The organism is Rhizobium indicum (assembly GCF_005862305.2).
GTDB classification, from domain to species: domain Bacteria; phylum Pseudomonadota; class Alphaproteobacteria; order Rhizobiales; family Rhizobiaceae; genus Rhizobium; species Rhizobium indicum.
The window spans coordinates 1,591,857-1,603,901 of sequence record NZ_CP054021.1 but is presented as its reverse complement, the minus strand read 5'-3'; the positions used below and the strand labels follow the sequence as shown (position 1 = coordinate 1,603,901).

General features: G+C 61.4%; 14 protein-coding genes. 11 read left to right on the top strand and 3 right to left on the bottom strand.

What is annotated here, in order from left to right; all coding sequences use genetic code 11:
* Window positions 1-24: 24 nt before the first annotated feature.
* From FFM53_RS08100 to FFM53_RS08085, 4 genes are all read left to right on the top strand, one after another.
* The gene (locus FFM53_RS08100) at window positions 25-975 is read left to right on the top strand and encodes a heme o synthase (RefSeq protein ID WP_026264989.1); all 951 of its coding nucleotides are present in this window, start codon (window positions 25-27) and stop codon (window positions 973-975) included.
* Window positions 975-1,115, top strand: a complete 141-nt coding sequence (locus tag FFM53_RS08095) for a hypothetical protein (RefSeq protein ID WP_012756322.1) — start codon at window positions 975-977, stop codon at window positions 1,113-1,115. The genes FFM53_RS08100 and FFM53_RS08095 overlap by 1 nt, the downstream gene beginning before the upstream one ends.
* Window positions 1,112-1,720 (top strand): cytochrome c oxidase assembly protein, encoded by a 609-nt coding sequence (locus tag FFM53_RS08090; protein WP_130788898.1) that lies wholly within the window; start codon window positions 1,112-1,114, stop codon window positions 1,718-1,720. Before FFM53_RS08095 ends, FFM53_RS08090 begins: the two co-directional genes overlap by 4 nt.
* A 61-nt stretch (window positions 1,721-1,781) precedes the next feature.
* On the top strand, window positions 1,782-2,657 hold the full coding sequence (locus FFM53_RS08085; protein WP_138387965.1) for a cytochrome c oxidase subunit 3: 876 nt from the start codon (window positions 1,782-1,784) through the stop codon (window positions 2,655-2,657).
* Between the two features lie 335 nt (window positions 2,658-2,992).
* On the opposite strand, the gene FFM53_RS08080 is transcribed toward FFM53_RS08085, so the two are convergent.
* Window positions 2,993-3,634, bottom strand: coding sequence for a chloramphenicol phosphotransferase CPT family protein (locus FFM53_RS08080; RefSeq protein ID WP_138387964.1), 642 nt, complete (start codon window positions 3,632-3,634; stop codon window positions 2,993-2,995).
* 257 nt (window positions 3,635-3,891) lie between these two features.
* Between FFM53_RS08080 and FFM53_RS08075 the strand changes: the two genes are divergently transcribed.
* From FFM53_RS08075 to rnhA, 5 genes are all read left to right on the top strand, one after another.
* Complete coding sequence (locus FFM53_RS08075; RefSeq protein ID WP_003545995.1) at window positions 3,892-4,272, top strand: DUF983 domain-containing protein; 381 nt, start codon at window positions 3,892-3,894, stop codon at window positions 4,270-4,272.
* On the top strand, window positions 4,265-5,020 hold the full coding sequence (locus FFM53_RS08070) for an SURF1 family protein (protein ID WP_138387963.1): 756 nt from the start codon (window positions 4,265-4,267) through the stop codon (window positions 5,018-5,020). The genes FFM53_RS08075 and FFM53_RS08070 overlap by 8 nt, the downstream gene beginning before the upstream one ends.
* A 256-nt stretch (window positions 5,021-5,276) precedes the next feature.
* On the top strand, window positions 5,277-6,278 hold the full coding sequence (gene ispH, locus FFM53_RS08065; RefSeq protein ID WP_011650764.1) for a 4-hydroxy-3-methylbut-2-enyl diphosphate reductase: 1,002 nt from the start codon (window positions 5,277-5,279) through the stop codon (window positions 6,276-6,278).
* A 70-nt stretch (window positions 6,279-6,348) separates the two neighbouring features.
* Window positions 6,349-7,314, top strand: coding sequence for a homoserine kinase (locus FFM53_RS08060; RefSeq protein WP_138328808.1), 966 nt, complete (start codon window positions 6,349-6,351; stop codon window positions 7,312-7,314).
* Window positions 7,311-7,766 (top strand): ribonuclease HI, encoded by a 456-nt coding sequence (gene rnhA / locus FFM53_RS08055; RefSeq protein WP_003545999.1) that lies wholly within the window; start codon window positions 7,311-7,313, stop codon window positions 7,764-7,766. The genes FFM53_RS08060 and rnhA overlap by 4 nt, the downstream gene beginning before the upstream one ends.
* A 70-nt stretch (window positions 7,767-7,836) precedes the next feature.
* On the opposite strand, the gene FFM53_RS08050 is transcribed toward rnhA, so the two are convergent.
* Window positions 7,837-8,730, bottom strand: a complete 894-nt coding sequence (locus FFM53_RS08050) for a LysR family transcriptional regulator (RefSeq protein ID WP_138387962.1) — start codon at window positions 8,728-8,730, stop codon at window positions 7,837-7,839.
* Between the two features lie 257 nt (window positions 8,731-8,987).
* Between FFM53_RS08050 and FFM53_RS08045 the strand changes: the two genes are divergently transcribed.
* Both FFM53_RS08045 and FFM53_RS08040 read left to right on the top strand, forming a co-directional pair.
* Entirely contained in the window at window positions 8,988-10,181 is a 1,194-nt protein-coding gene (locus FFM53_RS08045) for a (R)-mandelonitrile lyase (RefSeq protein ID WP_138387961.1), read from the top strand.
* A 28-nt stretch (window positions 10,182-10,209) separates the two neighbouring features.
* Window positions 10,210-10,776 (top strand): flavodoxin, encoded by a 567-nt coding sequence (locus tag FFM53_RS08040; protein WP_138387960.1) that lies wholly within the window; start codon window positions 10,210-10,212, stop codon window positions 10,774-10,776.
* A gap of 103 nt (window positions 10,777-10,879) precedes the next feature.
* Here the strand turns inward: FFM53_RS08040 and FFM53_RS08035 are convergent, their stop codons facing one another.
* Window positions 10,880-11,965 carry a zinc-binding metallopeptidase family protein gene (locus FFM53_RS08035; protein WP_138387959.1) on the bottom strand — a complete coding sequence of 362 codons (1,086 nt, stop codon included), beginning with the start codon at window positions 11,963-11,965 and terminating at the stop codon, window positions 10,880-10,882.
* Window positions 11,966-12,045: the final 80 nt, after the last annotated feature.

The following is a 12,045-nucleotide window of genomic DNA, read 5'->3' as shown; positions in this document are numbered from 1 at the left end:
TGGTAAGACATTCAGGACGGAATGATGACGGTTATCGACAATCACGAGGTGCTTGCAAAGGACGGCGAATTGTCGGAAGCGAGTGCGCGCGATTATTTCGAATTGCTGAAGCCACGGGTCATGTCGCTCGTGGTCTTCACTGCCTTTGCCGGTCTCGTGCTGGCGCCGGGCCATATCCATCCGGTCCTCGGCATGATCGCCATCCTCTGCATCGCCGTCGGCGCCGGCGCCTCCGGCGCGCTGAACATGTGGTATGACGCCGATATCGACGCCATCATGAGCCGCACCGCCAACCGCCCGATCCCGGCCGGCCGCATCGCGCCCTCCGAGGCGCTCGCCTTCGGCCTGGTGCTGTCCGGCTTCTCGGTCGTGATTCTTGGTCTCGCCGTCAACTGGCTCTCGGCCGGCATCCTCGCCTTCACCATCTTCTTCTATGCCGTGGTCTACACCATGTGGCTGAAGCGCTCGACGCCGCAGAACATCGTCATCGGCGGTGCTGCCGGCGCCTTCCCGCCGATGATCGGCTGGGCCTGCGTGACCAACAGCGTGACGATCGAGAGCACCGTTCTCTTCCTCATCATCTTCCTGTGGACGCCGGCGCATTTCTGGGCGCTTGCCCTCTTCAAGATGCGCGACTACGAGGCCGTCGGGGTGCCGATGCTGCCGAACGTTGCCGGCGAACGGGTGACCAAGCATCAGATCGTCGCCTATGCGGTGCTGACCGCCGTCTGCGCGGTATTGCCGTCCTTCCTCGGTTTCGCAAGCCTCGGCTATGGCCTGGTCGCCGCCGCCCTCGGCGCGATCTTCATATACTGTTCCATCGCCGTCTGGCGCATGCCCGACGGCGATTTGAAGATGATCCCGGCGAAGAAGCTTTTCGGCTTCTCGATCTTTTATCTCTTCGCCGTGTTCTCCGCCTTGATGATCGACCGGCTGGCGTCGGTGCTGGTCTCGCATGCGGGAGGTTGGTTCTGATGGAATTGGTCAAGCTCACGGAAAAGCAACTCAAGTCGCGCCGCAACCGCAACGTGGCTCTCGGGCTGGTGCTTGCCGGCCTCGTCGTTCTCTTCTACGTGATGGCAATCGTGAAGATCGGCGGGGGAACGGCCGGATGAGCGATAACCCCGCCGCACCGAAAAAGCCCGGCCGCAACAACGGCGCCGTCGTCATGATGTGCCTGAGCTTCGTCTTCGGCATGGGCGCGATGAGCTACGCCGCCGTGCCGCTCTACCGCATCTTCTGCCAGGTGACCGGCTATAACGGCACGACGCAGCGCGTCGACCAGGTGTCGAGCGTCGTGCTCGACCGCACGATGCGCGTCACCTTCGACGCCAATGTCGCCCCCGGCCTGCAGTGGGACTTCAAGCCGGTCGAGCGCGAGGTCAACCCGAAGATCGGCGAGACCATCCAGGTCAATTTCACCGCCGAGAATCGTTCGAACGAGACCCAGCGCGGCCAGGCGGTTTTCAACGTCACGCCGGGCGAAGCCGGCGTCTATTTCAACAAGGTGCAATGTTTCTGCTTTACGGAAACGGACCTGAAGCCGGGCGAGAAGCTCGACATGCCTGTCGTGTTCTACATCGATCCTGAAATCGTCAAGGCGGTGGAATCGAAGAATATCCATACGATCACGCTGTCATATACGTTCTACCCGAAAGAGGGTCCGAAGCCGGTGGCTTCGAATGAGGGTGGAGCGGAGAAGATTGAAAAGAAACTTTGATCAAGGCTCGTTTCCGGCTATGCCGGGAGCGGAGTGAAGGAAGACATCCGGGGATAACGACATGGCCGATGCTCACCAGAAGAATCACGACTATCACATCATCGATCCGAGCCCCTGGCCGATTCTAGCCTCGCTCGGCGCCTTCATCATGGCGCTCGGCGGCGTCTGCTACATGCGTTATCTCAATGGCGGCTCCTTCAAGGTCGCCGGCTTCGAGCTTGCCAATCCCTGGGTTTTCTATATCGGCTTCGCGCTGGTGCTCTACGTCATGTATGGCTGGTGGGCCGATACGGTGAAGGAAGCCCATGAGGGCGCCCACACCCGTGTCGTCTCGCTGCACCTGCGCTACGGCATGATCATGTTCATTGCTTCGGAAGTGATGTTCTTCGTCGCCTGGTTCTGGGCCTATTTCGACGTTAGCCTCTATCCGAACGAAGCGATTCAGGCCTCGCGCGTGCTCTATACCGGCGGCACCTGGCCGCCGAAGGGTATCGAGGTTCTCGACCCCTGGCACCTGCCGATCTACAACACCGTCATCCTGCTCCTGTCGGGCACCACGGTCACCTGGGCGCACCATGCGCTGCTGCACAACGACCGCAAGGGCCTGATCCAGGGCCTGACGCTGACCGTGCTGCTCGGTATGTTCTTCTCGGCCGTTCAGGCCTACGAATATGCTCACGCCCCGTTCGCCTTCAAGAGCTCGATCTACGGCGCGACCTTCTTCATGGCGACCGGCTTCCACGGCTTCCACGTCCTCGTCGGCACGATCTTCCTGGCTGTCTGCCTGATCCGTGCGCTGCGCGGCGACTTCACCCCGAAACAGCATTTCGGCTTCGAGGCAGCGGCCTGGTACTGGCATTTCGTCGACGTCGTCTGGCTGTTCCTGTTCTTCTGCATCTACGTCTGGGGCGGCTGGGGCGCTCCGGTAGCCGGTTGACCGGAACGATATTTGAGAAAAGGCGGGCCTCGTGCCCGCCTTTTTTGTTGGCAAATCTCGTTTGCTTGGCCTCGTGCCACTGATGTCCGGCTTGCGCCGACGGCTGCCCCCTCACCCTAACCCTCTCCCCGTAAAAAACGGGGAGAGGGGACGTGCCATACGAGACGCGAGAGAGGGACGGAGAGGTCGCGGCATGTCCCTTCGTCCCGTTTTCGGGGGTCCGAAGGACGGGTCGAGACCCGTGGCTCGACCCCGGTTGGTGGCGGCAGCCGGATGAGGGGCAGGTGCGGCAATCTCCTGGGCCGATGAAGGCCCTCGTGCCCGCTTTTATCGCCTCAGCGCGCCCCGGCGATCCGTTCGAAGGCCGAAGGTTCGGGAATGCCGAGATCCAACTGATGGCGGATCGCCTCGGCGCATTCGAGTGGTGTCAGCACTGACGTATCGACCTCCATGTCGTAGATGCCGGGACGATGCACCTCGTCCTGCCAGCGCTGCACCGGTTCTGGAATGGGCACGTCCTCCGTGGCGCTGAGATAAAGCGTCTCGCGCCCTTCTTGGACAATGTCGCGCCGCTGCATGATCGTCTCGATCGGACAGCGCACGCCGACGAACAGCACGGGAAAGTCTTCCAGTCGCCGGGCGCAATCGGCGAGGATGCCGAGCGGCTGCGAATAACTGTCATGGTGGCCGAGATCGGCGATGACATTAAGCCCCAGGCTGGCATGGATGGCGATCGATTCGTAGAGCGCCGCATAAAAGAACGGCACCAGTTCCTCCAGGTCCGGCCGTTCGCCGCCCGGCCGCAATCCGATGCCCGGAAGGTAGCGTTTCGGTGTCATGGCATTGTAGCTGTCGACGCCGAGGTTGATCCACGGCCCTTCGAAGTGTTCCTGTACCGCGCGCGCGATGCTTGATTTGCCGCTCCGCGGCGCGCCGTTCAGGATAATGATCTGCACGGAATGGCTATCATTGGTCATCAGTCTTCTTCTTCTGTTTGGCGCGAATCATTACAGCGCCGCGCGACTTTTCGGACGCGGCAAGGACGCTGTAACACTTTGAATTGCTGATAGTTCCTCACATCGATTCCGATGTGAGGAACTATCAGCGGGACGAAATCACGCAGGCATTTCCCTTCGTCCTGCGAATACTTTATGGGAGAGTTAAGGCGGCATCGCGCCGCGACCACCAAGGCTGCCGGAAGGAATGGCCAGAAGGAGTGGCCAGAAGGAGTGGAATGAACGAGGACAGCGCCCATTTTCCGCCCGTCGATCCGGTGAAAACCGGCATCAAGGGCTGCTGCCCACGCTGCGGCCAAGGCAAACTGTTCGACGGCCTGCTCGGCGTAAAGCCGCGTTGCGCCGCCTGCGGCCTCGATTATTCCTTCGCCGATTCCGGTGACGGCCCCGCCGTCTTCGTCATCCTCATCGTCGGCTTCATCGTCATCGGCATGGTGTTGTGGCTGCAGGTGAATTATGGGCCGCCGATCTGGGTGCATATCCTGCTCTTTGCTCCGTTGACGATTATCCTGTCGCTGCTGACGCTGCGCTGGTTCAAGGGCATCCTGATCGCCATGCAATACCGCCATAATGCCCGCGAAGGACGCCTGAGTGACTGATATCGACCATGCCGCGCCGCGCCGCCGGCTGCCGGTTTTCACCGGCATCCTGGTGCTGATCGCTCTTGCCATCCTGATTTCGCTCGGCACCTGGCAGGTGGAGCGCCTGCACTGGAAGGAGGGCCTGATCGCCGATATCGCCGCGCGGCAGGCAGCAAGCCCCGTGCCGTTGGCCGACATCGAGGCGATGGCGGCGACGGGCGGGGACATCGAATACCGCAAGGTCACCGCCGCCGGCCGCTACATCAATAACAAGGAGCGGCACTTCTTCGCCACCTGGCGCGGCCAGACCGGCTATTACATCTATACCCCGCTGGAGCTTGCCGACGGGCGCTTTCTCTTCGTCAATCGCGGCTTCGTTCCCTTTGACAATAAGGAGCCGGAAATGCGCATGCAGGGCCAGCTGACGGATCAGCAGACCGTCACCGGCCTGGCGCGCGAAAAGCTTCCCGGCAAGCCCTCCTGGGTGGTGCCCGACAACGACGTCGCCAAGAACATCTTCTACTGGAAGGATCTCGACGTCATGGCCGAGAGCGTCGGGCTGGAGAAAGCGAGCGTCATTCCCTTTTTCGTCGATGCCGATTCCACCCCCAATCCGGCCGGCCTGCCGATCGGCGGCGTCACCCAGGTGGATCTGCCGAACGACCATCTGCAATATGCTTTCACCTGGTACGGGCTGGCCGCCGTGCTTCTCGTCGTGGTGGCGATCTCCTGGTTCCGCAAGGGTGCCAAGCCACCTCAGCAATAGTATCACTTCAATTCTCGACCATATTGGGCTAGAGGTCCCTAAGCCCTACGCGGGACGTTGCTGTTGAAGCTGGACGTTGCCAAGTTCTCCCTCATTCCTGTCCTCGGGTTTAACCCGAGGGATGTCACAGGAATCCAGTGCGCCAAGTCCTTGGGCGCGGAAGAGGGACGAGGATGTTGACAGTCATTCACGGCGCCGACGCGCCGTGGCTGGATTCCTGTGACGAGCACAGGAATGAGGAATTTGTGGAACAGACATGAATATTGCGGCGAAACCTCCTTTGACGATCCGGCTCTGCGGCCCGCGCGGCTTCTGTGCCGGCGTCGACCGCGCCATCCAGATCGTCGTGCTGGCGCTGAAATCCTATGGCGCGCCGGTCTATGTGCGCCACGAGATTGTCCATAATCGCTATGTCGTCGAAGGGCTGGAAGCCAAGGGCGCCGTCTTCGTCGAGGAACTGGACGAGATCCCGGCCGAACATCGCGCCCAGCCGGTGGTTTTTTCCGCTCACGGCGTGCCGAAATCCGTGCCGGAGGATGCGGCAAGCCGCAACCTCTTCTATCTCGACGCCACCTGCCCGCTGGTCTCAAAGGTCCACAAGCAGGCGATGCGCCACAATCGCCTCGGCCGCCATGTCGTCCTTATCGGCCATGCCGGCCATCCTGAGGTGATCGGCACGATGGGTCAGCTGCCGGAGGGTTCGGTCTCGCTGATCGAGACGATCGAGGATGCCGACGCTTATGTCCCCGTCGATCCCGACAATCTCGGCTATGTCACCCAGACGACGCTGTCGGTCGACGATACGGCCGGCGTCATCACCCGCCTGCACGAGCGCTTCCCGAACCTGACGGCGCCGGCAGCGGACTCGATCTGTTATGCGACGACCAACCGCCAGGAAGTGGTGAAGCAGGCAGCCCCCGGCTGCGATCTCTTCATCATCGTCGGCGCGCCGAATTCGTCCAATTCCAAGCGTCTCGTCGAAGTGGCGCTCAGGGCAGGGGCGAAGAAATCGATCCTCGTGCAGCGCGCCGCCGAGCTCGACTGGGACGAGATCGGCGCGATTTCGACGCTCGGCCTTTCCGCCGGCGCCTCGGCCCCCGAGGTCATCGTCAACGAGATCATCGAGGCCTTCCGCGCCCGCTTCGACGCTCGCGTCGAGCTGGCCGAAACGGTGCAGGAAACTGAAAACTTCCTCGTCAACCGCGAACTGCGCAATATCGAGCTGACGGCGGCCGACATGGCCTTCGTCAACGGCTAGATCGGCCTTTCGGCCTGGCGTCCACTCCGGCAAATCCAATATCAACAAGGCATGAAGGGCGAGACCTCACTTGGCAGTCTATACCGATATCGCCGAAGACGATCTGAAGTGGTTCCTGACGGAATATGACGCAGGCACGCTGCTCTCCTACAAGGGCATTGCCGAAGGCGTCGAAAATTCCAACTTCCTGCTTCACACCTCCAAGGATCCGCTGATCCTGACGCTCTATGAGAAGCGGGTGGAAAAGAGCGACCTGCCTTTCTTCCTCGGCCTGATGCAGCATCTTTCCGCCCGCGGTCTGTCCTGCCCGCTGCCGCTGCCGCGCCGCGATGGCGCGCTGCTCGGCTCGCTGTCCGGCCGTCCGGCGGCGCTGATCTCCTTCCTCGAAGGCATGTGGCTGAGAAAGCCGGAGGCGAAACATTGCCGCGAGGTCGGCAGGGCGCTGGCCGAGATGCATGTGGCCGGTGACGGGTTTGAGCTGAAGCGGCCGAATGCCCTGTCGATCGACGGCTGGCGGGGGCTGTGGGAAAAATCCGAAGCGCGCGCCGGCGAGGTCGAGCCCGGCCTGCAGACCGAAATCCGCAACGAACTTGACTTCCTCTCCACCGCCTGGCCGAGTGGCCTGCCGGCCGGCGTCATCCATGCCGACCTCTTCCCCGACAACGTCTTCTTCCTCGGCGACCAGCTCTCCGGCCTGATCGACTTCTATTTCGCCTGCAACGACCTGCTCGCCTATGACGTCTCGATCTGCCTGAATGCCTGGTGCTTCGAGAAGGACGGCGCCTACAACATCACCAAGGGCACGGCGATGCTCGAGGGTTACCAGAGCGTCCGGCCGCTGAGCGATGCCGAAATCGCAGCCCTGCCGGTGCTGTCGCGCGGATCCGCGCTGCGCTTCTTCCTGACCCGGCTCTATGACTGGCTGACGACGCCGGAAGGTGCCATGGTCACCAAGAAGGACCCGCTCGAATATCTCCGCAAGCTGCGGTTCCACCGCCAGATCAAAACGCCGGCCGAATACGGATTGAGCCTATGAAACACGTCGATATCTTCACCGACGGCGCATGCTCCGGCAATCCCGGCCCGGGTGGCTGGGGCGCCGTGCTGCGTTATGGCGATGTCGAAAAGGAGCTTTGCGGCGGCGAGGCGGATACGACCAACAATCGCATGGAGCTGCTGGCGGCGATCTCGGCGCTATCGGCCTTGAAGAGCCCTTGCGAGGTCGATCTCTATACCGACAGCGCCTATGTCAAGGACGGCATCTCCAAGTGGATTTTCGGCTGGAAGAAAAACGGCTGGAAAACCGCCGACAAGAAGCCGGTGAAGAATGCCGAACTCTGGCAGGCGCTGGAGGCGGCCCGTGACCGCCACAAGGTGACGCTGCACTGGGTGAAGGGCCATGCCGGCCACCCGGAAAACGAACGCGCCGACGAACTCGCCCGCCGGGGCATGGAGCCTTTCAAGAAGGGCAAGGCGGTTTCGTTTTAAGTCCCGCACATTTGCCTTTGCGCGTCTCGGCGACATTGAGCGCCGTGCGTCCTTTCCGTCCCGGGCGAAATCAACTGCGATAACGCAATGCATTCACCAGAAGCGAGAATGCGGGGGAAGCAAGCCGTCTGCTCGGATAGTAAAGGTGATATCCAGAAAATGGCGGTGACCAGTCCTCCAGCACGGGCACCAGTTTTCCTTCACGGATCAGCGGCAGCAGGTAATCGTCTGGCAGGCATGCCAGACCAAAACCGCCCAGCGCCGCATCGACGATCATCTGGACGTCATTGCAGATGAACTGACCTTCCACACGAACATTCAGCGGCTTGCCGTCTTTTTCGAACTCCCAGGCGTACAAGCCGCCAACAGTTGCAAGCCTGAGATTGATGCAGTGGTGCTGCGTCAGGTCATGCGGAGTGGCCGGTTTCGGATGCCGTGCGAAATAATCCGGCGAGGCAACGACCAGCATGCGCATTTCCGGTCCGATCTTGAGCGCGATCATATCTTTTTCGATATGCTCCCCAAGCCGGACCCCGGCGTCAAAGCGCTCGTTCACAAGATCAATCAGCCGATTGTCGACAGAGATCTCGATGTTGATATCCGGGTAAGACCGCATCAATCCCTTTACGGCAGGCATGAGGATCGTTTCTGCGGCATGCCGGGTCGAAGTGATGCGTATCGTGCCTCCCGGCGCATGACGCATGGCGCCAAGTGCATCCAGCCGGCTGCGGATATCATTGAACGCAGGTCGCAGCGTTTCGGCCAGCTGCTCCCCGGCCTCGGTCGGAACAACGGTGCGGGTCGTCCGCGTCAGGAGCCGGAGGCCCATGCGATCTTCCAGTCGGCGCACTGTATGGCTGAGGGAGGATTGCGATGTCCCCAGCAGTGCTGCCGCGCGTGTGAAGCTTCGTTCTTCAGCGACCGTCAGGAAGGCTGCCAGGTCACCCAGTTCATCGCGCCTCATTCATGAATCCTCAATATAAGTCTATTTGGATCCTAGCATCTAGTCGGAGTAATCGGCCAGGAGTAAATTCTCCTCGATAGCCGGCGGTCTATAGATCCGCCAGGGACAAAGGCCCGCTGACCAACTGCCCAGCGGAGCGGCGTCCTAGAGGCCGCCCCTTTCATGAATGGCGGATATAGCCCCTTTCGGAATCCGATGCCTAATCGGGCCCGTCCTCCGATCGTATGTCGGAGCAGACAGTCAATAAGGAGATCACCGTGAAAACCATCGCCGCAAGCCTTGCCATCTCGGCATTCGCAGCCGCAGGCGCCGAAGCGCAGCAGAACCCCCGCGTAGCTCCGCCGGCCGTCTATGACGTCGCCCCGGGCCTTGGCCACTTCACGGATGACGTTTTGTTCGGCGAGTTTTGGAAGCGCGGGGATCTGACCCCGCGCGACCGCAGCCTGGTCACCATTTCGGTACTGATCTCAACCGGCAAGGGGCACGTCCTTGCCAACCACGTAAAGCGCGCCCTAGAAAATGGTGTCGAGCCCAGGGAAGTGGGTGAGGTCGTCACTCATCTTGCATTTTATTCCGGCTGGCCCAATGCGATATCGGCCGTGACGGAGACCAAGAAGGCCTTTGACGAGCTGAAGATCGCGCCCGTGGCGGACAGCGGTGACCCACGCATTCAGTTCGATGCCGCAACGGAAGCCGCCCGCAGCGCGTCCGTGGACGCCGAGGTGGCACCTACCGCGCCGGCCCTTGCCGACCTGACAAACCGGGCATTGTTCGGTGATCTGTGGCAGCGCCCGGATCTGTCGGCCCGCGATCGCAGCCTCGTTACGGTGGCCGCTCTCGTGGCGATGGGGCAGTCTGACCAACTGACGTTCCATCTCACCCGCGCCATGGATAATGGTCTCAGCCGCGAAGAGGCAGCTGAAGCTGTTACCCATGTCGGGTTCTATGCCGGCTGGCCTCGCGCCATATCAGCAGTGCCGGTTCTCAAAACGGTCTTCGCAAGCCGTGAAGCGTCCGCCTCGAGCAACCCGGCGGAAGCAGATATCAAGGTGGTCAAACGCGGCAGCCAACCGGTAAGCGGTCCGGCCGAGCGTTTCACCGGCGAGGTCCAGATATCGGCCGCTTACAAGGGTGATGGCGCTGCCCGCATTGGCGGTGCCACGGTTGCCTTCGAACCTGGCGCCCATACGGCCTGGCATTCGCACCCGCTCGGTCAGACGCTGTTTGTCGTTTCCGGCCGAGGCTGGGTCCAGAAGGAAGGCGGCACGGTCCAGGTCATGGAACCGGGTGATGTCGTCTGGATTCCCCCGATGGTAAAACACTGGCACGGTGCGTCGGCTGATGAAGCGATGGTGCATTTTGCGGTATCGGAAGCACTCGACGGCAACAGCGTGACCTGGATGGAGAAAGTCGCGACTGAGGACTATCGCCAGGGTCGCGAAGCTGAATAATTGACCGACAAGCTGCGAGGAAAAGCGCATGCAGAAATCGAGCGCACGCCGGCATTTTCTCACGTCGCTGCCCCTTGCGGCCATCGGGCTGGCTATGACCTCCGCCGGCACTGAGGCTCAGCAAACTCCGTCCGCGAACACGCTGGTCGCGTACTTTACCCGGACAGGCAATACACGGGTCATTGCCCTGCAGGTCCGCCGGGCACGCCAGGCCGCGCTGATTGAAATCCAGCCGGCCGAGCCCTATCCGGAAGACTATGAGGAAACTGTTGCCCAGGCTCGCCGGGAAACCGAACAAGGCTTCCTCCCGCCCCTGGCTCAATTGGTTGCCAATCTCGAGCAGTATCGGGAGATATTCCTGGGCTTCCCGATTTGGGGAACAACGGCACCGCCTGTTATCCGCTCATTTCTGCGGTCTCATGATCTTTCGGGCAAGATCATCCGGCCCTTCATCACTCATGGCGGTTACGGCCTTGGAAGCAGCCTTGAAGTGATCAGGTCCCTGGCGCCGCGTGCTACGATCGAGCCGCCGTTCTCCTTGGAAGCGGACCAGGAACGCCGGACGATGGAACAGGTGAGGAGCTGGCTGGGTTGAATAAAGACACAAGCTCTTCGCTGATCAGATCACGATGCGGTCATTCCAGCCAAACTCGCCGGCGCAGTGGGATAGCGGCAACGACGTGGCGGGCCTCAGTACCTTAAGCCGCCCGCTGCTGCGGTGCCGTCGCCGCGCCCTGGATCAGCCGGTGCAGATATTCGAGTTTTGCCACAACAGGCGAGGAGAGCACGAAGGGATAGGAGTCAGGCTGACCCATGCTGCGCTGGATGGCGTTGATCGCGATGCTGAGCGGCACCCAGGCGCTGACCAGCTGTTCGGCGCTTCTTGCCCTGTAGGGGATGAAATCCACCTCGCCGGCGATTTCTTCATGGCCGCGCGGATCGATGGCGATGCCGAAGGCGCGAGCGGTTTCGAGCGTGTCGACGATATGGAGGTAATGCGCGAAGCATTCGGCGAAATCCTCCCAGGGGTGTGATGCCGCATAGGCGCTGATGAAATTGTCCTGCCATCCCAAGGGGGCGCCGCCGGCATAATGGGTCTGGAGGGCTGTCGTATAATCCTGCCGTTCGTCGCCGAAGACCGTGCGGAAATCTTCTACGGCGTTGCGGTCGCGCACCAGCTTGTTCCAGATGAAATGGCCGGCCTCGTGGCGGAAATGGCCGAGCAGCGTGCGATAGGGTTCGTTCATCGAGCTGCGCGCCTGTTCGCGCGTCGCATCGTCGGCCTCCGCGGCGCGGATGGTGATCAGGCCTTCCTCGTGGCCGGTCATGGCCGGCACGATAAAGCCGTTGCTCTCTATCGAATCCTCGAGGAAATCGAAGACCAGGCCGCCTTGCGGGTCTTGCGCCCGATCGGGATGCGGCAGCTTCCAGCGCAGCAGCGAATAAAACAGATGACGCTGCGCCTGGCTGATGCGCCGCCAGCGATCGATGCCGTCCTGGGTATCGGTGTTCGGAACCAGCCGGTTATGGCGGCAGGCAACGCAGAATTCGCTCTCGCCATCATCGTCCACCAGCCAGTTGCAGATGTCGAGGCTGGCATTGGCGCAGAAGCGGACATCGCGATCGGGATTGGAAACGAGCTGCCAGAGCGTCTCGTCGCGCGGCTCCAGCGCATGCATGGCGAGGTCGCCTGGCAGGAAGCCGAGGCGATGGTTGCAACGCACGCATCGACGGTTGTCGAAGTGGACGACCTGATCGCAATTGTCGCAGGCAAAAAGCTTCATCTTGTCTATCTCTGCAAAGCATGAGGGTGGGGGATTAAAAATGCCTGCCGCGCGAGGGGCGCAGCAGGCATGGTTCTTGA